The 21141-nt window shown below is 72.2% G+C and carries 19 protein-coding genes and 1 pseudogene; 1 reads left to right on the top strand and 19 read right to left on the bottom strand.

Translation table 11 applies throughout. The annotated features are described in order from the left end of the window. Positions 1–35 precede the first annotated feature (35 nt). From dprA to smc, 19 genes are all read right to left on the bottom strand, one after another. Positions 36–1373, bottom strand: coding sequence for a DNA-processing protein DprA (dprA, locus tag AB0F70_RS18990; protein WP_357451550.1), 1338 nt, complete (start codon positions 1371–1373; stop codon positions 36–38). Beyond that, complete coding sequence (locus AB0F70_RS18985) at positions 1366–2913, bottom strand: YifB family Mg chelatase-like AAA ATPase (RefSeq protein ID WP_357451547.1); 1548 nt, start codon at positions 2911–2913, stop codon at positions 1366–1368. The genes dprA and AB0F70_RS18985 overlap by 8 nt, the downstream gene beginning before the upstream one ends. Then, complete coding sequence (locus tag AB0F70_RS18980) at positions 2913–3344, bottom strand: YraN family protein (protein WP_357451544.1); 432 nt, start codon at positions 3342–3344, stop codon at positions 2913–2915. Before AB0F70_RS18980 ends, AB0F70_RS18985 begins: the two co-directional genes overlap by 1 nt. A 204-nt stretch (positions 3345–3548) precedes the next feature. Next, positions 3549–3848: a DUF2469 domain-containing protein gene (locus tag AB0F70_RS18975; protein ID WP_116674488.1), complete on the bottom strand. Its 300-nt coding sequence runs from the start codon at positions 3846–3848 to the stop codon at positions 3549–3551. Positions 3849–3855: 7 nt separating this feature from the next. Beyond that, on the bottom strand, positions 3856–4548 hold the full coding sequence (locus tag AB0F70_RS18970) for a ribonuclease HII (RefSeq protein WP_357451540.1): 693 nt from the start codon (positions 4546–4548) through the stop codon (positions 3856–3858). Continuing rightward, positions 4549–5217, bottom strand: coding sequence for a signal peptidase I (gene lepB / locus AB0F70_RS18965; protein WP_357451781.1), 669 nt, complete (start codon positions 5215–5217; stop codon positions 4549–4551). Between the two features lie 301 nt (positions 5218–5518). Continuing rightward, on the bottom strand, positions 5519–5866 hold the full coding sequence (gene rplS / locus AB0F70_RS18960) for a 50S ribosomal protein L19 (protein ID WP_116674485.1): 348 nt from the start codon (positions 5864–5866) through the stop codon (positions 5519–5521). A gap of 253 nt (positions 5867–6119) precedes the next feature. Then, the gene (gene trmD / locus AB0F70_RS18955) at positions 6120–6911 is read right to left on the bottom strand and encodes a tRNA (guanosine(37)-N1)-methyltransferase TrmD (protein WP_357451536.1); all 792 of its coding nucleotides are present in this window, start codon (positions 6909–6911) and stop codon (positions 6120–6122) included. 1 nt (position 6912) lies between these two features. Continuing rightward, positions 6913–7488, bottom strand: a complete 576-nt coding sequence (rimM, locus tag AB0F70_RS18950) for a ribosome maturation factor RimM (protein ID WP_357451534.1) — start codon at positions 7486–7488, stop codon at positions 6913–6915. A 121-nt stretch (positions 7489–7609) separates the two neighbouring features. Further along, positions 7610–7849, bottom strand: coding sequence for an RNA-binding protein (locus tag AB0F70_RS18945; RefSeq protein ID WP_116674482.1), 240 nt, complete (start codon positions 7847–7849; stop codon positions 7610–7612). Beyond that, a complete protein-coding gene (rpsP, locus tag AB0F70_RS18940) occupies positions 7849–8274 on the bottom strand; it encodes a 30S ribosomal protein S16 (RefSeq protein WP_357451530.1) in 426 nt (141 codons plus the stop codon). Before rpsP ends, AB0F70_RS18945 begins: the two co-directional genes overlap by 1 nt. Positions 8275–8451: 177 nt before the next feature. Further along, on the bottom strand, positions 8452–9573 hold the full coding sequence (locus AB0F70_RS18935) for an amidohydrolase family protein (RefSeq protein WP_357451527.1): 1122 nt from the start codon (positions 9571–9573) through the stop codon (positions 8452–8454). Positions 9574–9653: 80 nt separating this feature from the next. Then, positions 9654–11291 (bottom strand): signal recognition particle protein, encoded by a 1638-nt coding sequence (ffh, locus tag AB0F70_RS18930; RefSeq protein ID WP_357451524.1) that lies wholly within the window; start codon positions 11289–11291, stop codon positions 9654–9656. A gap of 34 nt (positions 11292–11325) precedes the next feature. Then, a complete protein-coding gene (locus tag AB0F70_RS18925) occupies positions 11326–13143 on the bottom strand; it encodes an HD domain-containing protein (protein ID WP_357451521.1) in 1818 nt (605 codons plus the stop codon). 19 nt (positions 13144–13162) lie between these two features. Continuing rightward, the gene (locus AB0F70_RS18920) at positions 13163–13501 is read right to left on the bottom strand and encodes a P-II family nitrogen regulator (RefSeq protein WP_116674478.1); all 339 of its coding nucleotides are present in this window, start codon (positions 13499–13501) and stop codon (positions 13163–13165) included. A 43-nt stretch (positions 13502–13544) separates the two neighbouring features. Then, positions 13545–14861: an ammonium transporter gene (locus AB0F70_RS18915; RefSeq protein WP_357451518.1), complete on the bottom strand. Its 1317-nt coding sequence runs from the start codon at positions 14859–14861 to the stop codon at positions 13545–13547. A 285-nt stretch (positions 14862–15146) separates the two neighbouring features. Continuing rightward, positions 15147–16313, bottom strand: a complete 1167-nt coding sequence (gene ftsY / locus AB0F70_RS18910; protein WP_357451516.1) for a signal recognition particle-docking protein FtsY — start codon at positions 16311–16313, stop codon at positions 15147–15149. A gap of 51 nt (positions 16314–16364) precedes the next feature. Continuing rightward, positions 16365–16904, bottom strand: coding sequence for a hypothetical protein (locus tag AB0F70_RS18905; RefSeq protein WP_357451514.1), 540 nt, complete (start codon positions 16902–16904; stop codon positions 16365–16367). Positions 16905–17103: 199 nt separating this feature from the next. Continuing rightward, positions 17104–20937 (bottom strand): chromosome segregation protein SMC, encoded by a 3834-nt coding sequence (gene smc / locus AB0F70_RS18900; protein WP_357451512.1) that lies wholly within the window; start codon positions 20935–20937, stop codon positions 17104–17106. A gap of 109 nt (positions 20938–21046) precedes the next feature. On the opposite strand from smc, the pseudogene AB0F70_RS18895 reads away from it, so the two are divergent. Continuing rightward, positions 21047–21141, top strand: a pseudogene (locus AB0F70_RS18895) (globin); the annotation flags it as partial.

The raw sequence follows: 21141 nt of genomic DNA, 5'->3' as shown, positions 1-21141 counted from the left end.
GGGGCAGGGCGGGGCTCCGCCGGCACCTCAGCGTCTCAGCGCCTGCGCCAGCCTCCGTCCTTCTGCTCGGCCAGGCCCATGAGCTCCAGCAGCCCGAGCGCCCCCGTCGTGTCGCCGAGCGCGAGGCCCGCCGCGCGGGCGATCGACCGCTCGTGCGCCGCTTTCCGCACGGGTAGCGCGTCCAGCACCGCCTTGCCCGCTGCGTCGAGGTCGTCGCCGGGCCGGGTCTCGCCCCGGCGTTCCGGCGCGCTCTCGCCCACGTCCCCGACCAGCTCGGCGGCCTCCGCGGCATCGGTGACGCATACGGCGGCGCCCCGCCGCAGGAGCTCGTGGCAGCCTGCGGACGCCATCGACGTGACCGGCCCGGGCACTGCCCCCAGTGGCCGGAGCAGCCCCGCCGCATGGTTGGCGGTGGACAGCGCGCCGGACCGGACCGACGCCTCGACCACCACGGTGCCCGAGGTGAGCGACGCGATCAGGCGGTTGCGCTTGAGGAAGCGCTGCTTGCCCGGTACCGAACCCGGCGGCACCTCGCTCACCACCGCACCCTGCTCGATGGTCCGCCGGAGCAGGTCGGTGTTGCTCGCCGGGTAGAGCCTGTCGACACCACCCGCGAGAAAGGCCACGGTCGGCGCCCCCGACACCAGCGCACCCCGGTGCGCCTCCGCGTCGATGCCGTTGGCGCCGCCAGAGACCACCGTGAACCCGCGGTCGGCCAGGCCGCACGCCAGGGTCCTCGTCACGCGGATGCCGTAGTCCGTGCAGGCCCGCGAACCGACCAGGGACACCGAACGTCCCGCCAGGCGGGCCAGGTCGGGGTCGCCCCGCACCCACAGCGCCAGCGGACCGCCCACGCCCAGGTCGGCGAACCCGGCCGGCCAGCGCGGGTCGTCCGGGGTCAGGAACGTGCCGCCGTACCGGCCGAGCACCGCGAGCTCGCCCTCGGGATCCAGCCGTTCGAGCCGGGGCGCCCAACGCAGCACGGCGGCCACGACCAGGCCCGCCGCACGTGCGCCCGAGGTGGCTCCGGTGAGCCCAAACCCTTCGGCAACGGGCCCTTCGGCAGCCGGCCCGAGCAGGCGCCCGGGTACATCGGCCCGGCCGGCCGCGACCGGTCCAGGTCCGCGGACCGGCACGGCGTCCAGCGCTCCGCCTCCGCCGATCCGCCGGAGCGCCGCACCCGCCCGGTCCGGGGACCGGGCCGCGTCCACCAGCCAGTCGAGCGCGGCGACGGGGCCGAGGTTGCCCACCAGCGCACCGGCCACCGGATCCCCCGGCTCGGCGATCCGGCTCCACGCGGCCCGGGCCAGCACCGGATCGCCCGCGTCGAACCTGAGGCCCGTGCGGGGCAGGTCGAAGAGCGGCTCACCCATGGTCACCCCCGGTACGCAGCAGCAGCGCGTTCCCGATGTCGGACACCGTCGGCGCGGCACGCCCCGCCAGGTCCGCGATGGTCCACGCCATCCGCAGCACCCGGTCGACGCCACGCAGGCTGAGCCGTCCGTCGGTCATCGCCCGCTCGATCGGGCCGAGCAGGCCCGGGTGCGGCCGGAGGAGGTCGCGCAGGAACGGCCCGGGCATCTCGGCATTGGTGGACCACGGCGTGTCGGCCAGCCGCACCCGTGCGGCCTGCCGCGCGGCGAGCACCCGGGCGGCCACCACCGACGTCGGCTCGGACGTTCCCTCCAGCCGCTCCACGCGGTCGACCGGCTGCACCTCGACCTGCACGTCCACCCGGTCCAGCAGCGGGCCGGACAGGCGCGCGAAGTACCGGCGCCGCGCCGTCGGCGAGCAGCTGCACTCGAGCCCCTTGCCGACCGCCAGCCCGCAGGGGCAGGGGTTGGCCGCCAGCACGAGCTGGAACCGCGCCGGGTAGCGCGCCGCGCCGCCCGACCGGTGGATCACGAGTTCACCCTGCTCCAGCGGCTGGCGCAGCGTCTCCAGCACCTTGCTGCCGAACTCGGGCGCCTCGTCCAGGAAGAGCACCCCGCGATGCGCCCGCGAGACCGCACCCGGCCGCGGGATGCCAGACCCGCCGCCCACCACCGCGGCCTGCGTGGCCGTGTGGTGCGGGTCCTCGAACGGGGGCCGGCGGATCAGCCCTCCGCCCGGGTCGAACGTGCCCGCCACGGAGTGCACCGCCGTGACCTCTACCGCCTCGCGGTCGGTGAGATCGGGGAGTATCCCCGGCAGGCGAGAGGCCAGCATGGTCTTGCCTGCTCCCGGTGGCCCGACCAGCAGCAGGTGATGACCGCCGGCGGCCGCCACCTCGAGGGCCGCACGCGGCCGCTCCTGCCCGAGCACGTCGGCCAGGTCGCCCGGCACGCGGGCGGCCAGCGCGGTGCGGGTCGGCCGCACGGTCACCACCTCGCGCACCAGCTCGGGCGGCCCGCCGTGCAGCGCCACCACCTCGGCCAGGCTCGCCGCACCCACCACGCGGGCGCCCGGCACCAGCCGCGCCTCGTCGAGGTCCCCGGCCGCCACCACGACGTCCGGATACCCGGCACTCACCGCCGCCGCCACCGCCGGCAGCACCCCGCGCACGGGTTGGAGCCGCCCGTCGAGCCCCAGCTCGCCCAGGTGCACCATCCGGTCCAGGCCCTCCCGCCGCAGACCCGCGGACGAGGGCCCCTCGGCCCCAGCCAGGATCGCGACGGCGATCGCCAGGTCGTACGCGCTGCCCTGCTTGCGCAACGACGCGGGCGACAGATTGACGGTGATCTTCTTGACGGGCCACTGCAGCCCCGTGCTGGTCACGGCCGCCCGGACCCGGTCGCGGGACTCGCTCAGCGCGGCGTCCGGCAGGCCGACCAGCGTGAACCCGGGGACGGACGCCGCGAGGTGCGCCTGTACCTCCACCACATGCCCCTGCATCCCGACGAGCGAGACCCCTCGCGTGGTCGCCGTCCCCATCAGGCCACCGACTCGAGGTGCTCGACGACCGCAGGGCCCTGGGGCTGCAGCGTCACCGCTACCACGTCGATCCGGATCGACCCGAAGCGCGTGCGCACGTCCGGCAGCACCGGAACCGGACTGCCCGGCAGCGCCTCCTCGGCCAGCCGCGCCGCGGCGAGCCGCTCCCGGAACACGGTGAGCCACTGTCCGGTCAGCCGCTTGATGCGCGCCAGCTTCCGCGCCGTGACCGCCTCCGCGGGGTGCCCGAACCCGTGGCCCGACCGGGTCTTGACCTCGATCACCACGAGCACGTCATCGTCGAGCGCGACGATGTCGAGCTCCCCGTCCTTGCCTCGCCAGTTGGTGTCGAGCACCTGCCAGCCGCGCGACACCACGTGCCGCAGCGCCACGCGTTCGCCGTACCGGCCTACGCCGTCCTTCTTCGCCATCGCGTCCACCTCCGTGACCAACCTTGGTCACGGCAGGGGCCGCCCGGCGGGGCGCATCGGGCCGCCTGTGCACAGATCGACGTTCCACAGGCTCGGCGTCGTGCACGGAACGGCGCGGTCTCGTCAGGCGGGTCTGTGCGCGCCCGCGACGAGTTTCAGCAGAGCACTAGTTTCGACAGAGCCACGAGCTCGAGCCGAGCCGCGTCAGAGCGACAGCTCCGCCTTCGCCAGCTCCTCGACGTTCACGTCCTTGAACGTCACCACGCGCACCGACTTCACGAAGCGCGCGGAACGGTAGACGTCCCACACCCAGGCGTCGGCGAGCCGCAGCTCGAAATACACCTCGCCCGCCGCGGACCGCACCTGCAGGTCCACCTGGTTGGCGAGGTAGAACCGGCGTTCGGTCTCCACCACGTAGGAGAACAGGCCCACCACGTCCCGGTACTCCCGATAGAGCGCGAGCTCCATCTCCGTCTCGTAGTTCTCGAGGTCTTCGGCGCTCACGACGACATCATCCCACCGACGCCGCAGTTCCGGGCAGGTTCCAGGATCTGCGGTGCTGCGGTGTCGGCCCGTGCAGCCCCAGGGCGTCCATGTGGGCCTTGGCGCTGTACCCCTTGTTCTGGTCCCAGGCGTACTCCGGGTGCCGCTGAGCCAGCTCGACCAGGATCCCGTCCCGCTCCACCTTGGCCAGCACGCTGGCGGCAGCCACGGACGTGCAGGTCATGTCTGCCTTGATCAGCGTCCGCACCGCGGGGTCCCGTACCGAGTCGTCCGGAGCGTCCGCCGCAGCGAACAGGTCGAGCGACGGCGTGGAGAGCCAGTCGTGCTTTCCATCCAGCACGACGACGTCGACGTCGCCGCACATCAGGCGCACCTGGGCGAGCGCGCGCCGGCCGGCCAACCTGAGGGCCGCGATGATCCCGACCTCGTCGATCTCGGCAGGACCCGCGTGGCCAACGCCCCAGGCCACCGCCCAGCCCCGCACGGCAGGCGCGATCGCCTCGCGCGCGGCCGGCGTCAGGAGCTTGGAGTCGGCGACACCCTTGGGCCCGGTGCGCGTGGCGGCGTCGACCACCACGACGCCCACGCTGACCGGGCCCGCGAGGGCGCCACGCCCCACCTCGTCCATGCCCGCCACGAGGCGGGCGCCGGAGGCGAGCAGCGCCCTTTCCTGTCGCAGCGTCGGGACCGCGCGGACCACCTACTTCTCCGCTGGAGGCGCGTCCGGAACACCGGCGAAGACGTCGCTGGGGTTGCTGTGCCAGTTCAGCCGGTCCAGCGGCCACACGGTGGCGAACGCCGTCCCGACCACGTTGTCGACGGGGACGAACCCGCCGCCGGGCTTGCCGCGGTTCTTGCGGGAGTCCTGCGAGTTCTGCCGGTTGTCGCCCATCACCCAGAGCATGTCCTCCGGCACGGTGACCTCGAACTGGTCCTCGCTCGGGATCGACCCTGGCTTGATGTACGTCTCGTCGATGGGCGTGCCGTTCACCGACACACGTCCCTCGGCGTCGCAGCACACGACGGTGTCACCGGGCAGCCCGATCAGGCGCTTGATGAGGTGGTCGCCGGTGTCCTGCGGCAGCAGGCCCACGGTGGTCAGGAACGACACCATGCCGTCGCCGACCGGTCCACGCTCCGGCGGCACGTACGGCGGCAGCCAGTCCCCCGGGTCCACGAAGACGACGATGTCCCCGTGCTTCAGGTCGAACGGGCCGGGTGTCAGGCGCGACGCCATCACGCGGTCGCCCTGCGTCAGCGTGTCCTCCATGGACGCGCTGGGGATGTAGAACGGCTGCACCAGCAGCGTCTTGATGAGCCACGACAGGATCAGCGCGCTGACGACGATGATCCCGATCTCCCGGAGCATCGCCACGAAGCCGGACTGTTGCTTTCTCGGTTCACGACCGTGCGCGGCTCCGCCCTGTCGATGCGCCCCGCTGCTCTCCCACGGTTCTGCTGCGCTCAAGGGCGTCCCATCAATAGGGGTGGGCGGCGCCACCCGGTCGAAACTCGTCACGGGGGTAACTCTGTCACCTCGGAGCGTCTGCAGCGAAATGGCTCGCGAGCGCACACGACCCCTGTCTGATATCAACACAGACGCAGGTCACGCACGACGACGGCCGCCGCCCTCGAAGCTGAGGACGGCGGCCGATGCTTTGACGCAGGCGTCAGTTGTCGCGCTTCTCGCGGATCTTCGCCTTCTTGCCGCGCAGGTCGCGCAGGTAGTAGAGCTTCGCGCGACGGACGATGCCGCGGCTGACGACCTCGATGGACTCGATCGACGGCGCGTGCAGCGGGAACTTGCGCTCCACGCCGACACCGAAGCTGACCTTGCGAACAGCGAACGTCTCGCCGATCCCGCCGCCGTGGCGGGAGATGACGACGCCCTGGAACGCCTGGACGCGAGAGCGGTTGCCCTCGACGACCTTGACGTTCACCTTGACGGTGTCGCCGGCGCGGAACTCCGGGATGTCGGACCGCAGCGAGGCTGCGTCGATCATGTCGAGCTTCTGCATTGTTCTCTCCGGGCCTGCCACAGGTCAGGCACGAATATCGTGGGCCCCGCGTCGGCCTGCTGGCCGTCGGGTCCCGGAAGGTTGTGGATGCTGGTGCGGCTTTACCCGGTCAGGGGCGGTTGCCCGCCCCGGCCGTCCCCTGTGGCAGAGACCTGACCGGCGACGCACCGAGGGGTAATTCTGCCACACGCACGTGCGAACCGGCTCCCGGAGCAGGTGTGACGTCGGGCGGGGACGTCGGGCGAGGACCGCGTCAGGCCCGGGTCAGCCCGTCGGCGCCGTCCGGGCCGCGCACCCAGCCGAGCTCCGCGAGCAGTGCCAGGTCGTGCTTGTCCAGGTTCGTCACGGAGAGCGCGGCGATCATGTCCGGCCGCAGCCGTGCCGTCCGCTCCAGCGCGCGGTCCCGGCGCCAGCGCTCGATCTTCGCGTGGTGCCCCGACACGAGCACCTCGGGGATCTCGAGGTCCGCCCACGACGGCGGCTTCGTGTACACCGGGTACTCCAGCAGGCCCGCGGCCCCGTGCGACTCCTCCACCAGGGAGTCCGGGTTGCCGACCATGCCGGGGATCAGCCGCGCCACTGCCTCGATCATGACCAGCGAGGCCACCTCGCCGCCGTTGAGCACGTAGTCGCCTATCGACAGCTCGTGCACAGTGATCCCGGTGTCCCGGTAGTGCTGCGCCACGCGCGCGTCGATGCCCTCGTACCGTCCGCACGCGAACACGAGCTGCTCCGCCGACGCCAGGCTCTCGGCGTGCCGCTGCGTGAACACCTCGCCCGACGGCGTGGGGACGATCAGGTGCGCGCCCGTCGCACCGGTGTCCAGCACCTCGTCGATCGCGAGGCCCCAGATGTCGGGGCGCATGACCATGCCTGCGCCCCCACCGAACGGGGTGTCGTCGACCGTGCGGTGCCGGTCGGCAGTCCAGTCCCGCAGGTCGTGCACCCGCAGGTCCAGCAGGCCGCGCTGCCGCGCCTTGCCCACGAGCGACAGGTCGAGCGCCGCCAGGTAGTCAGGAAAGATGGAGATGACGTCGACGCGCACGTCAGTCGTCTTCCCGGTCGACCGCGTCGACATCATCAGCACGGTCGACGATCGCGGCGTCGGCGTCGCGCGCCAGCAGCCCGGCGGGCGGGGTCACCACTACGCGACCACCCTCGACGTCGACCACCGGCACCATCGCCAGGACGAACGGGACCAGCGTGCGAACGGTACCGCCGTCGGGCAGGGACTCCTCGATCAGGAGCGACTCGTGCGCCGGCATGTACTCCAGGGAGATCACCTTGCCGACCACCGTGCCGTCCTCGAGCTCGACGCGCAGGCCCGCGAGCTCGTGCGGGTACCAGGCGTCCTCCTCCTCGGAGGCGTCCGCCTCGATGACGAGCTCGGTCCCGCGCAGGTTCTCGGCGGCGGTCCGGCCGCTGATCTCGGCGAACGTGACCAGCCACCGGCCCTGGTGCTCGCGCGCGTGCGTCACGGTCAGCGGCCCGACGTCGGCCGGGACCGTCTCGAGCCGCTCACCTATCGCGAGCCGGGTCTCCGGGTCGTCCGTGCGCACGTCGAGGGCTACCTCGCCCTTGAGCCCGTGCGCCTTGCTGACGCGGGCGACGGTCAGCTGCATGTGTCTCCTCGAAGAGTGAAGGTTGGGGGTCTCGACAGGCTCGACCAACGGTTCAGCGGGAACGACGAGGCCCGGTCCACGTTCGGACCGGGCCTCGTCGTCGTGCGGAGCAGGCGAACGCTCAGCGCCGGTCGACGTCCACGACGTCGACCCGCACCGGGCCCTCTGCGGCAAGCGCACCGATCACGGTGCGCAGCGCGCGAGCCGTGCGACCACCTCGGCCGATGACTCGGCCGAGGTCGTCGGGGTGCACGCGGACCTCGAGCAGGTCACCACGGCGCAGCGTCTTCGCGGAGACGCGAACGTCTTCCGGGTTGTCCACGATGCCGCGCACCAGGTGCTCGAGGGCCTCCGAGAGCATCAGGCCTCGTCGCCCTCGGCCGGCGCAGCCGGAGCCTCGGCGGCGACAGCAGCAGCCTTCTCGGCAGCCCTGGCCTTGGCCTTCTCGGCATCGGCGTTGACGGCCTCGATGGCGGCGGTCGCGTCGACCTTCTCGCCCTTGACGCGCAGGGTGCCCTCGGCGCCCGGCAGGCCCTTGAACTTCTGCCAGTCACCGGTCACCTTGAGCAGAACGGCGACCTGCTCGGTCGGCTGTGCGCCGACGCCGAGCCAGTACTGTGCGCGCTCCGACTTGATCTCGATGAGCGACGGCTCCTCGGTCGGGTGGTACTTGCCGATCTCCTCGATCACACGACCGTCGCGCTTGGTGCGCGAGTCGGCGACGACGACACGGTAGTACGGGGCCCGGATCTTGCCGAGGCGCTTGAGACGAATCTTGACAGCCACGAAGTGGTATCTCCTGTTGAATGGGATGGTCCGAGCACCGCGACGTGGGGTGAAGCGGTGGGTAGAACCGAGACACGGTCTGACCAGATGAGAGGGGTCCGGGCACACCGAGTACCTGCACATTGTGCCAGACGGCGAGACGCGTCACCAACCGCGTGTGCGTCACACCCGCACGGGTCAGCGCGCCGTCGGGTAGACGGTGCCGCGCAGCACCACCGCGGTGGGGTGACGCAGCACCTCGATGTCCACGCGCGGGTCCGCCGGGTACACCACGAGATCGGCGCTGGACCCCTCGACGACGGCCCCGAAGCCCAGGTAGTCGCGGGCCCGCCAGGACGCCATCGCCACGACCTCCGCCGCCGGGAGGCCAGCTGCCACCAGCTCGGCGCACTCGTCGGCGATCCGGCCGTGGGAGATGGTCCCGCCCGCGTCGGTGCCGACCAGGAGCCGCACGCCCGCCTCGTGCAGGTCACGCACCTGCTGGTAGCGGTTCGCGTACATGGCGCGCATCCGCTCCGCGTACACCGGGTACTTGCCGTCGGCCTGCGCCGCGATGCTCTCGAACTGGCCGACCTGCAGCAGGGTCGGCGTCACGGCGATCCCGCGTTCAGCGGCCGCCGCCATGTGCTCGGCGGTCATGCCGGTCCCGTGCTCTATGCAGTCCACCCCGGCGGCCAGCAGCCCGTCGATGGTCTCGGTGGCGAAGGCGTGCACGGTGACCCGGGCGGCCTCGGCGTGCGCGACGGCGACCGCCTCCTTGAGCAGGTCCTCGGGCCACAGCGGGCGCAGGTCGCCGTCGGCCCCGAGGGACCGGTCGATCCAGTCGCCCACGAGCTTGACCCAGCCGTCGCCGCGTCGGGCCTGGGTGCGCACCGCCTCGGGGAGCTGCTCCGGCGACTCGAGCTCGAGGCCGTAGTTGCGCAGGTACCGCTTGCGCAGCGCCAGGTGCATGCCCGAGCGCAGCAGGTGCGGCAGGTCGCCGCGATGGTGCACCCAGGCGGTGTCCAGGGGCGAGCCCGCATCGCGGATCAGCAGCACTCCGGCGTCGCGGTCGGCCACTGCCTGCTTCTCGGCCTCCTCGACCGGGACGACGCCGTCCGCGGCCAGCCCGATGTGGCAGTGCACGTCCACCAGGCCGGGCACCGCCCAGCCCTCCAGGATCTGCATGTTGGTGCCCTGCGCCGACGGGCGCGTCAGGCTGACACGACCGCCGCGGACCCAGATCTCCTCGGCCTCGCGGTCGTCACCCAGCAGGATGCGCCCGCGGATCGCCGCGGTCGGACCTTCCAGCGCAGACATGCGGCTCCCTCGTTCTCCCCGGCCATGTTCTCCCAGAACGTGTTCTCCCCCGGCTCAGCCCGTGAGATCACGGGCGACCGTCACCGGCCCAGGAACTTCTCCAGGCCGGGCGGGAGCTCGATGCTGCTGAGGTCGGGCGCCTCGTCCTTCTTGGGGGCGACGCCGAAGGCCGAGCCGGCCGGCGCCGACGGGGTGGTCGCGGGTCCACCGCCGAGCGCGCGCTGCATGGCTTCCTGCTCCTGCTGGGCGCGCTTGGCCGGGTTCCCGGACTTGCCCTTCTTGCCCTTCTTCGGCGGGGGCGTCTTGCCACGCGACTTCTTGCCCATGCCCATGCCGGGGCCGCCGGGCATCGCGGGCATCCCGCCGGGCCCCATGCCGCCGCCCTTGGACATCTGCCGCATCATCTTCTGGGCGTTCTCGAACCGCTCCAGGAGCTGGTTGATGGCCGTCGTCGTGGTGCCGGAACCCTTGGCGATCCGGGCGCGGCGCGAGCCGTTGATGATCTTCGGGTTCTCACGCTCGGCGGGCGTCATCGAGTGGATGACCGCCTCGATGCGACCCACCTCGCGCTCGTCGAACTGGTCGAGCTGGTCGCGCATCTGGGCCATGCCCGGCAGCATGCCGAGCATCTTCTTCATCGAGCCCATGTTCTTCAGCTGCTGCATCTGGACCAGGAAGTCCGCGAGCGTGAAGTCCTGCCCGCTGGCGACCTTGGCCGCCATCTTCTCGGCCTCGCCGGCGTCGAACACCTTCTCGGCCTGCTCGATCAGGGTGAGCACGTCACCCATGTCGAGGATGCGGCTGGCCATCCGGTCGGGGTGGAAGACCTCGAAGTCCGTCAGCTTCTCGCCCGTGGACGCGAACATGATGGGCCGGCCGGTCACCTTGGCGACCGAGAGGGCGGCACCACCGCGCGCGTCGCCGTCCAGCTTCGAGAGCACCACACCGGTGAAGTCGACGCCGTCGGCGAAGGCCTTGGCGGTGTTCACCGCGTCCTGGCCGATCATCGCGTCGATGACGAACAGGACCTCGTCCGGGTTCACGGCGTCGCGGATGTCCGAGGCCTGCTGCATCAGCACCTCGTCGATGCCGAGGCGGCCGGCGGTGTCCACGATCACGACGTCGTGCTGACGCTCCTTGGCGTAGGCGACGCCGTCCCGCGCGACCCCGACCGGGTCACCGATCAGCGGCGCGTCGGCCGCGGGGTCGTCCGCCACCGAGGTGTTGCCCGGGTGGGGCGCGAACACCGGCACGCCGGCACGCTCGGCCACCACGGTGAGCTGGGTCACGGCGTTCGGGCGCTGCAGGTCGGCGGCGACCAGCACCGGCGTGTGCCCCTGCCCCTTCAGCGCGTGCGCGAGCTTTCCGGCCAGCGTCGTCTTACCGGCACCCTGCAGACCCGCGAGCATGATCACGGTGGGGGGCGTCTTGGCCAGCGTGAGCGGGCGCGTGGCCCCGCCGAGGATGTCGACGAGCTCCTCGTTGACGATCTTGACGACCTGCTGGGCAGGGTTCAGCGCACCGGAGACCTCGGACGAGAGCGCGCGCTCGCGCACCGCGGCGGTGAACTCGCGCACCACGGGCACCGCGACGTCGGCGTCGAGGAGGGCGCGGCGGATCTCCCGCACGGTCGCGTCGATATCCGCCTCGGAGAGACGGCCCCGCGCGCGCAGGTTCTTGAACGTCGAGGTAAGCCGGTCGGACAGGGAATTGAACACGGGCACAGCCTAATCGACAGGGGTCACCGGTCGTTCATCCGGGCAGCAGTGCGCGGGCCCGCTCCGTGAGCCCGTCCACGAGGCTCGCCCGCCAGCCCGTCCAGTGCTTCGGGCCCAGGGACGTCGTGTCCGCCTCGGTCAGGGCGCGCAGCACGTCGAGCAGGTCGCGCCGGTGGTCCACGGCGTCCAGGAGGGTGGCCAGCGTTGCCGGGTCGTCGGGGTCGGCGGTGGTGGCCAGGTCCGCGAGCGTGAGGTGGTGCCGCACGAGCCGCGTGACGTCGTCGACCACCTGGGGCGCGAAGCCGGCGCGCGTCAGGATGCCCGGCACCAGCCGCGCCCCCTCCACGGAGTGGTCGGCCGCGCCGCGCACCTTGCCGATGTCGTGCAGCAGCGCGGCGAGCAGCAGGAGGTCGCCCGACGTCGTCCCAGGGTGCCCGCCGGTGCCGGACGCCAGCTCCGGCAGGTGGCGGCGCAGCTTCGCCGCCACGGCAGCCGTCTCGACGAGGTGCCGGTCCACCGTGTGCCGGTGGATCGCCGCGCGCTGCGGCCGGTTGCGCACGTCCGCCCACTCCGGGATCCAGGAGGTGACCACCCCGGCGAGGTCGAGCGCCTCCCACACCGGGACCTGCGCCTGCCCCGCGGCGAGCAGCGCGAGCAGGCTCTCGCGCGCGGCCGGCGGCCACGGTTCGGGCAGGGGCGGGCACTGCTCGAGGCTCCGGATGGTCACGGGCGACAGCACGAGCCCGGTGCGCGCCGCCGTCGCCGCGGCCCGCAGGGGCAGCAGCGGGTCCTCGGCCGGGCGCGTCCCGACGCCGAGCACGAGCTCGCCGTCGTGCTCCACCAGGCCGTCGCCGACCGAGCGGAGGCGCGGAGGCGTGCGCCGTCCGCGCACCCACAGGGGTTTGCCCACGCCCACCGGGCGCGACAGGGCCTGCCGCGCGCCGCGCACCGTCATGTCGAGCGCATAGGAGATGACCCGGCCCGCCTCGGCGAGGCTCGCCAGCAGCTCGTCGCCGTCGTCGTACCCGGTGAGCTCGGCGACCTCCTCAAGATCGGCCAGCAGCAGGCGGCTGGTGCGTCGCCGCGTGACCACCTGCAGGGTGTCCCGCACGTCGAGCAGGTGCGTGTAGGAAGCGTCCACCGCGCCGTGCGGACGGTCGGTGAGCCACGTGGCGGCGAGCGCGGACAACAGGACGGCGTCGCGCATGCCGCCGCGCGCCTCCTTGAGGTCGGGCTCGATGAGGTAGGCGAGCTCCCCCGCGCGCTGCGCGCGGTCGCGGGTGGACGAGATCAGCTCGGGCAGCCGCCGCCGCGCGGCGGCGCGCCAGTCGGTGAGCACGGCAGAGGCGGCACGGTGCACGACGACGGCGTCGCCGGCCACCGCACGCACGCTCAGCCAGCCGATCACCGCCGGGAGGTCGCTCGCCGCGACCTGCCGGGACTGGCTCAGGGAGCGCACCGCGTGGTCGATGTCCACGCCCGAGTCCCACAGCGGGTACCAGAGGCGTTCGGCAACCTGCTGCAGCTCTTTCGGACCGTGGGTCCGCCCGTCGTGCACGAGCACGAGGTCGAGGTCGCTCAGGGGCCCGAGCTCGCCCCGACCGAGGCTGCCGACCGCAGCCAGGGCGATGCCCGACGGATCCACGTCCTTTGTCGCTTCCGCGAACAAGGAACCGAGCCGGTCGGTGACCCGCTGCCCGACGGCGGACCGCCGGGCGAGGCCCGAACGGCCCGGACCGGTCAGGTCCGCGGCGATGGTGAGGAGCTCGTCGCGGAGGCCCCGCACCCCAGCGGTGGGGTGCGGGGCCTCCGGCTGCTCCCTGGCGCCCTCGGGCGCCGGGTCACTGCGCATACGTCGGCGAACGCTCCCGTCAGAGGGCGGAGTCGCCGTGCTCGCCGGTGCGCACGCGGGCGACGTCGTCGACCGTCACGACCCACACCTTGCCGTCACCGATCTTGCCGGTCTGGGCAGCGCCGACGATCGCGTCGGTCACCGCGGTGACGTCAGCGTCCGTGACCAGGACCTCGATGCGGACCTTCGGCACCAGGTCGACGGTGTACTCGGCACCGCGGTAGACCTCGGTGTGGCCCTTCTGCCGGCCGTAGCCGCTGGCCTCGCTCACGGTCATACCGCGAACCCCCGCACCCTCCAACGCCGTCTTCACGTCGTCGAGACGGTGGGGCTGGATGACACCCGTGACGAGCTTCATGCGCGTACCTCCTTGAGAGTCGGTTGCTGCACCGCGGTCACGGTCAGCGCACCTCGGTGATCGTAGAGCCGGAGTTCTCGTATGCGGTCTCACCGTGGACGGCGAGGTCGATACCGCTGACCTCGGCCTCCTCGGAGATGCGCCAGCCCAGCGTGAACTTGAGGGCGAAGGCGATGATCGCGGTGACGACGGCGCTGAAGATGACGGCGACGAGCGCGGCGACGATCTGGGTGATCAGCTGCGTGAAGCCACCGCCGTAGAACAGGCCGTTCAGCGCGCCCTCCGGGTACCAGACGCCGTAGGACGCTACGGCGTCGGCCTCGCCGGTGGCGAAGAAGCCCAGCAGCACGGTGCCGACGAGGCCACCGACCAGGTGCACACCGACGACGTCGAGCGAGTCGTCGAACCCGAACTTGAACTTCAGGCTGACGGCCAGGGCGCAGAGGATGCCGGCAACGGCGCCGATGGCGATGGCGCCGAAGCTGTCGACGGCCGCGGCGGCCGGGGTGATGGCGACCAGGCCGGCCACGACGCCCGAGGCGGCACCGAGGGTGGTGGGCGCGCCGTCACGAAGCTTCTCGGTGGCCATCCAGGCGAGCATCGCGACGCCGGTCGCGACGAGGGTGTTCAGCCAGGCACGGCCGGCGGTGCCGTCGGCGGCGAACTCCGAGCCGGCGTTGAAGCCGAACCAGCCGAACCAGAGGAGGGCGGCGCCGAGCATGACGAACGGCAGGTTGTGCGGGCGCATGGCCTCGGTACCGAAGCCCTTGCGCTTGCCGATGACCAGTGCCAGCACGAGGCCGGCCACACCGGCGTTGATGTGCACCACGGTGCCGCCGGCGAAGTCGATCGGGACCGAGAGGGCGGTCGCGACGGGGCCGTCGGCGCCGAGCAGGCCACCACCCCACACCATGTGCGCGACGGGGCTGTAGACCAGCGTGACCCAGAGTGCGGCGAAGACGAGCCAGGTGCCGAACTTGACGCGGTCGGCGATCGCGCCGGAGATGAGGGCGACCGTGATGATCGCGAACGTCGCCTGGAATGCTGCGGCGACCGTCGCCGGGACACCGGCGGCGAACATCAGCGAGTCGGCGTCGGTGATCGCGAGGCCGAAGTAGTCGGCGGGGTTGCCGATGATGCCACCGATGTCGGAACCGAACGTCAGCGAGTAGCCGTAGAGCACCCAGATCAGACCGGCCACACCGATCGAGCTGAAGCTCATCATCATCATGTTCAGGACGCTCTTCCCGCGCACCATGCCGCCGTAGAAGAACGCCAGGCCAGGCGTCATCAGCAGCACGAGCGAGGAGGCGGTGATTATCCAGGCAGTGTTTCCACTGTCCAGAGCAAACTCTTCCATCAGGTGCCTCTCTCCCCGGACCGGTCCTGTTGACTCGGCCCACCGCGACTACCGTCGCGGGATGCGGTTACGCGCGACCTGCATCGAGGTTACGGATGCGTGACGCAGGCGGGGAGAATGTAAACGTCTGATTTCGCGCCTGGCTTGGGCGAATTTTCGGACCGAACCGTGATCGGATCGTCATTTCGTGGCTATGCGTTTGTAACGTCCCGATCACATGACATTCTCACCTATTGGACAGTCAGCCATTGTCGCCTACTCCGCCGCGCAATTCCTGACGAAAGATCAGCCCAGGATTCCGTCGACGAACTCCTCCACGTCGAACGGCGCCAGGTCGTCCGGCCCCTCGCCCAGGCCGATCAGCTTGACCGGGACGCCGAGCTCCCGCTGCACCTGGACGACTATGCCGCCCTTCGCGGTGCCGTCCAGCTTGGTCAGCACGATGCCGGTGACACCGGCGACCTCCGCGAAGACGCGCGCCTGGGAGAGGCCGTTCTGGCCCGTGGTCGCGTCCAGCACCAGCAGCACCTCGCTCGGCGCGGCGACCTTGCTGGAGACCCGCACGATCTTGCCGAGCTCGTCCATGAGGCCCGCCTTGTTCTGCAGGCGTCCGGCGGTGTCCACCAGCACCACGTCGATCTTCTCGTCGCGTCCGCGCGCTACCGCCTCGAACGCCACCGACGCCGGGTCGGCGCCCTCGCGGTCGGAGCGCACGGTGGGCACGCCCACCCGGTCACCCCAGGTGGTGAGCTGGTCCGCCGCCGCCGCCCGGAAGGTGTCGGCGGCGCCGAGCACGACGCTGCGGCCGTCGGCCACCAGCACCCGGGCGAGCTTGCCGACCGTCGTCGTCTTGCCCGTGCCGTTCACGCCCACCACGAGGGTCACGGCGGGCAGGTGCGTGCCGTCGGCGGCGGTAGTCGGCTCGGTCCGCAGCGTGCGGTCGAGGGCCGGGTCCAGGAGCGCCACGAGCTCGGAGCGGAGGAGGTCGCGCACCGCGGCGGGCTCCCGCACACCCAGCACCCGGACCTTGGTGCGCAGCGCCTCCAGCAGCTCGGTGGTTGGACCAGCCCCGACGTCCGCGAGAAGCAGTTCCTCCTCGATCTCGTCCCAGTCGTCCTCGGTGAGCGAGTCCCGGGACAGGACGGACAGCAGCCGGGCACCCAGGGGCGAGCCGGAGCGCGCGAGGCGGTCGCGGAGCCGCACCAGGCGGCCGGCGGTGGGGGCAGGCGTCTCGACCGACGCTTCGCGGGTCGGGCTTGGTGCCTCGCGGGTCGGACTGGTCGAAACCTCAGGCTCGACCGCGACCTCCGGCTCCCGTTCGGCCGTCGCCCGGCCGCCACCCTGGTCCTGGGTGCGCCTCCGTCGTCGGGCCACGAGGACGCCGGCGATGCCGCCGCCACCCGCGAGCACGACGACGGCAGAGATGATCTCGATCCAGGGAAGCTCGTTCACGCCCCAGATTCTTCCATCCCGCGGACGGCGGTGCGGGCAGTTCCGTCAGGCCTAGCTTGCGGCCTGGGCCGGACCTTCCTCCGCAGGCGACTCCTGCGTGACGGGCCGGACGGGACGAACGGTCCGCACGGGCCGAACCGCCTGGAGCTGGCCGGGTACCAGGTTGGTGGGCTTGAGCGGCACCGGACCGAGCGGTACGTGCAGGGTCTTCTGCGCCTGGTCGCGTGCCCGGTTGAGCACGTCCGTCAGCTCCTCGGCGTCGACGTAGCCAGGCTTGGACTCGATGGTCGCGGCGAAGAACTCCGACATACCCATGTCCACCGGCTTGCTGTCCGGCTTGGCCGCAGGAGGCTTGCCGACCCACACGGAGGGCGCGCCCACCGCATGTGTCGCTACCGCTGACGCCCCGAGGCGGCGGCCGTCCTTGCGCCGCTTGGCGTCACCACGAAGATGTGCGATGCCGGACCGGAACCACTGGAGGAACGAGAACTCCTCGCTCCTGCTCGAGGGCGCGTCCATCTGGCTGGCGACGACGAAGACACTGACCGCCAGGACCAGGCACACCACGAGCAGAATGACCGACCACCACATGGGCCCATTGTGGCGTGTCTTGTCCGGTCTCGCCGCGCAGAGCGCCACGACACGCCGCGCGACACGCGCAATTTCAGGAGGAGAAATCCCTCACACCTGGCGTTTTGCTGCCGAGGGGTGCCGAATTTCACCCCCTGGGCGGCTCAGGCTCCGGCTCAGGCTCTACCTATACCGCCTGAGCCTGCGGTTCCGCTCCGGTTCAGGCGGTGACGGTCTCGCGGTCGCCCATGCGCTGGCTGATCAGAGTCGTGACGCCGTCGCCCCGCATCGTCACGCCGTAGAGGGCGTCCGCGACCTCCATGGTGCGCTTCTGGTGCGTGATCACGATGAGCTGGCTGTCCTTCTGCAGCTCCTTGAAGATCTCGATGAGGCGGCCGAGGTTCACGTCGTCGAGCGCTGCCTCCACCTCGTCCATGATGTAGAACGGGCTGGGCCGCGCCTTGAAGATCGACACGAGGAACGCCACCGCCGCCAGCGAACGCTCACCGCCCGAGAGCAGCGAGAGCCGCTTGACCTTCTTGCCGGCCGGGCGCGCCTCGACCTCGATGCCCGTGGTGAGCAGGTTGTCGGGCTCGGTGAGCGTCAGCTTGCCCTCACCACCGGGGAACAGCCGGGGGAAGATCTCGAGGAACTTGGCCGCAGTGTCCTGGAACGCCTCGGCGAACACCTGCTGCACCCGCTCGTCGATGTCGTCGACGATCTGGAGCAGGTCCTCGCGCGACTTCTTCAGGTCGGCGAGCTGGTCCACCAGGAACTGGTGCCGCTCCTCCAGGGCCGCGAACTCCTCCAGCGCGAGCGGGTTCACCGCGCCGATCCGCGACAGCGCCTTCTCCGCCTTCGCCAGCCGGGCCTCCTGCTCCTCGCGGACGTAGGGGACCATCCGGTCGGGCTTCGGCTCGGTGGGCTCGGGCTCATCGCCGGCGGCGGCCTCGCCCTCGGCCGGAGCCTCCTGCGGCTCGGCTCCGGCCGCCGCGATGATCACAGCGGTCGCCGCTGGGTCGTCGGGCCGAAGACCTGCCTCGTGCAGCGCACGCGTCCGCGCGATGAGCGCGTCCTCGCGCGCCGCCGCACCGCGCGGCAGCGTGGGGTCCCCCTCGTAGCGGATGGGGTTGCCCTCGTCGTCGCGCTCGACGACGGCGCGCCGCTTGCGCCCACGTACGGCTGCGTCGCCCTCGTACACCGGGACCGGCTGGTGCGGGCCGAACTCCTCCATGAGCACGTCGGGGTCCATGCCCAGCTCGTCGGAGGCGCGCGACTGGAGCTGCTCCAGGCGCAGCACCTGCTGCGCGCGGGCGACCTCGTCCCGGTGCGCGACGTCGGTGAGCTCGCGCAGCTGGCCGGTCAGCGACTCCACGCTCCCCCGTACGGCGAGCAGCTGCTCCGAGCCGGCGGCGCGGGCCTCTTCCGCGGCCGCCTTGTCGGCCACCGCACGGTCCAGGGAGCGCGCTATCGCCTCGAGGGCAACCGCCACGGCCTGCTGCACCTGCATCGCGCGTGCTGCGTCGTTGCGGCGCAGCTCCTCGCGCTCCGCGGCCTGCGCACGGGCCTCGCGCTCCTGCTCGGCGGCCGCCGTCAGCGCCTGCGCGCGACCCGACACGGCACGCGCCCGCTCCTCGGCGGTCCGCAGCGCCAGCCGGGCCTCGGTCTCGCGCGCCCGGGCCGCGGTGGCGGCCGCCGCGGCCTCGTCCCGCTGGGCCTGCACGTCGTCGATCGAGCCCTCGCCGTCGGCGGGCTCCTCCTCGGCGATCGTCATGCGCTCGACGAGCGCCTCGAGCTCGATCTCGTCCTCCGCGCGGCGCGACTGGGCCTGCTCCAGCGCCGCGCGGTGGCGGTCCGCCTCCGCCTGGGCGGCGCGCGCGGCGGCACCCAGCGACCCGAGCTGCTCGGCGGCAGCGGCGCGCGCGGCGTCGGCCTCCCCGAGCCGGGCGAGCGTCTCGTCGTACCGTTCCTGCGCCGCCGTCCGCTCGGTCCGGGCGCGCTCGAGGTGCGCGGTCCCGTCGGTCTCCCGGGCCGCGGCCTCGTCGCGGGCGGCCTTGGCCTCGTCCAGCGCCGACTGCAGGTGCAGCACGCTCGGCGCGGCCGCCGAACCGCCCCAGGCGCGCGCGGCGCCCAGCAGGTCGCCTGCCCGGGTCACGGCGACCACTGGCTGGTCGCGCACCAGGGCCCGGGCCCGGGCGAGGTCGTCCACGACCACCACGTCCCGCAGGATCGTCAGCAGCGCCGCCGACGCCGGTCCGGCGACCTGCACGACGGAGGTCGCCCACCGGGCTCCGGCGGGAAGGTCGACCGCCGGGCGGTCGGCGTCGACCGTCGCCGGGCGGTCCGAGCCGACGACCAGGCTGGCGCGTCCTGCGTCCTCGTCACGGAGGAGCCGCAGCGCGTCCACCGCCTCGTCGACGCCGGCGACCGCGACGGCGTCCGCCACCGGGCCGAGCGCGGCGGCCACCGCATCCTCAAAACCTGCCTCGATCCCCAGCAGCGCGGCCACCGAGCCCAGGACACCCGCCTGGTTGGCGGCCAGCAGCGTGCCGGCGCCGTCCTTGCGGTCCAGGCTCAGCTCCAGCGCCTCGACCTTCGCGGCCGCGGAGCTGCGGTCGCGCTGTGCGGTGGTCACCTGCTCCTGGAGGTGCCGCACCTCGGCCTTGGCGAGCTCGAGCACGCCCGCCGCCGCCTCGTGCGCGACGTCGAGCCCTTCCGCGCCGTCCTCGCCGCCCACGCCGACCTCGGTCTCGAGTGCCCCGAGCTCGCGCGATGTGCTCTCCACCCGCTGCTCCGCCTCGAGCAGGGCCTCGCGCAGCCGGTCCAGCTCGGACTGCGCGGCCTCGACCCGGCTGCGCCGCGCGGCGACCTGGCCGGCCAGGCGGGCAAGGCCTTCGCGGCGGTCCGCGGCGGCGCGCAGCAGCGCGGCGTGCGAACGTTCGGCGGCCTGCGCGGCCGCCTCGGCCTCGGCCCGCGCGTCGACGGCGGTCTCGACGACCTCGTGGGCCATCTCGACCTCGGTGACCAGCTCTTCCTCGCTCGCGCGGGCTCGTGCCGCCTGCGCCTCGAGATCGTCGGGGTCCTGACCCTGACGGGTCGGCTCCGCGGTACCCAGGAGGCGAGCGCGCTCGCCGGCCAGGGACTGCAGGCTGCGCAGGCGCTCGCGCGTCTGGGACAGCGCGAAGACCGTGTCACCGGCCTGGTTGACCTGCTGCGACTCCGCGGACATCGACGCTTCGAGGCGGGCCAGCATGCCGCGCGCCTCGGTGAGCGCCGCCTCGGTCTCGGCCTGGCGCTCCTTGAGCGACCGTTCGTCCGCGCGCTCCTGCTCGAGCTGAGCGGTGAGCTGCGCGAGGTCGTCGGCGAGCAGGCGGGACTTCGCGTCGCGCAGCTCGCGCTGCACGGTCTGCGCCTTGCGCGCCGCCTCGGCCTGCCTGCCCAGCGGGCCCAGCTGACGACGCAGCTCGGCGGTCAGGTCGCCCAGGCGCGCGAGGTTGCCCTGCATCGACTCGAGCTTCCGGAGCGCCTTCTCCTTGCGCTTGCGGTGCTTGAGGACGCCGGCGGCCTCCTCGATGAAGCCGCGCCGCTCCTCCGGCGTCGCGCGCAGGACGGCGTCGAGCTGGCCCTGCCCCACCACGACGTGCATCTCGCGGCCGATGCCGGAGTCGCTCAGGAGCTCCTGGATGTCCAGCAGGCGGCAGCTGTTGCCGTTGATCGCGTACTCGGAACCGCCGCTGCGGAACAGCGTGCGGGAGATCGTGACCTCGGTGTAGTCGATCGGCAGCGCGCCGTCGGTGTTGTCGATCGTCAGGGCCACCTCGGCGCGGCCCAGCGGCGCGCGGCCGGTCGTGCCGGCGAAGATGACGTCGTCCATCTTGCCGCCGCGCAGCGACTTGGCACCCTGCTCGCCCATGACCCAGGAGAGCGCGTCGACCACGTTCGACTTGCCGGAGCCGTTGGGGCCCACCACGCAGGTGATGCCCGGCTCCAGCTCGAGGGTGGTCGCCGACGCGAAGGACTTGAATCCCCGGAGCGTGAGCGTCTTGAGGTGCACGCGGTGAGCCTAACTGTGACTTGGTACCGAACGCCGGACGTACGGCGGGTATACGCCGAAGTAGTCATCTGGCGAAGTAGACGTGCAGCGAGGTAGTCAGCCAGCGTGTATGTACCCCGAGGAGGACCTGGGGCCCGCCAAGGAGCGGTTCACGTTGTTCCTCGAGCAGTACTGGGGCGGTCCGGGCACCTACTCCGAGCAGCG

Origin of the sequence: Promicromonospora sp. NPDC023805, from assembly GCF_040639635.1 — a bacterium.
Classification (GTDB): domain Bacteria; phylum Actinomycetota; class Actinomycetes; order Actinomycetales; family Cellulomonadaceae; genus Promicromonospora.
The sequence above is the reverse complement of the archived record's forward strand: the minus strand, read 5'-3'. Positions and strand labels throughout refer to the sequence as shown.

What these genes read in the sequence shown, in the direction of transcription:
- dprA (WP_357451550.1), bottom strand. Translation starts at nt 1,373, where the DNA reads ATGGGTGAGCCGCTCTTCGACCTGCCCCGCACGGGCCTCAGGTTCGAC.
- AB0F70_RS18985 (WP_357451547.1), bottom strand. Translation starts at nt 2,913, where the DNA reads ATGGGGACGGCGACCACGCGAGGGGTCTCGCTCGTCGGGATGCAGGGG.
- AB0F70_RS18980 (WP_357451544.1), bottom strand. Translation starts at nt 3,344, where the DNA reads ATGGCGAAGAAGGACGGCGTAGGCCGGTACGGCGAACGCGTGGCGCTG.
- lepB (WP_357451781.1), bottom strand. Translation starts at nt 5,217, where the DNA reads ATGCTCCGGGAGATCGGGATCATCGTCGTCAGCGCGCTGATCCTGTCG.
- rplS (WP_116674485.1), bottom strand. Translation starts at nt 5,866, where the DNA reads ATGCAGAAGCTCGACATGATCGACGCAGCCTCGCTGCGGTCCGACATC.
- rimM (WP_357451534.1), bottom strand. Translation starts at nt 7,488, where the DNA reads ATGCAGCTGACCGTCGCCCGCGTCAGCAAGGCGCACGGGCTCAAGGGC.
- AB0F70_RS18945 (WP_116674482.1), bottom strand. Translation starts at nt 7,849, where the DNA reads ATGCTCTCGGAGGCCCTCGAGCACCTGGTGCGCGGCATCGTGGACAAC.
- AB0F70_RS18935 (WP_357451527.1), bottom strand. Translation starts at nt 9,573, where the DNA reads ATGTCTGCGCTGGAAGGTCCGACCGCGGCGATCCGCGGGCGCATCCTG.
- AB0F70_RS18925 (WP_357451521.1), bottom strand. Translation starts at nt 13,143, where the DNA reads ATGCGCAGTGACCCGGCGCCCGAGGGCGCCAGGGAGCAGCCGGAGGCC.
- AB0F70_RS18920 (WP_116674478.1), bottom strand. Translation starts at nt 13,501, where the DNA reads ATGAAGCTCGTCACGGGTGTCATCCAGCCCCACCGTCTCGACGACGTG.
- AB0F70_RS18915 (WP_357451518.1), bottom strand. Translation starts at nt 14,861, where the DNA reads ATGGAAGAGTTTGCTCTGGACAGTGGAAACACTGCCTGGATAATCACC.
- AB0F70_RS18905 (WP_357451514.1), bottom strand. Translation starts at nt 16,904, where the DNA reads ATGTGGTGGTCGGTCATTCTGCTCGTGGTGTGCCTGGTCCTGGCGGTC.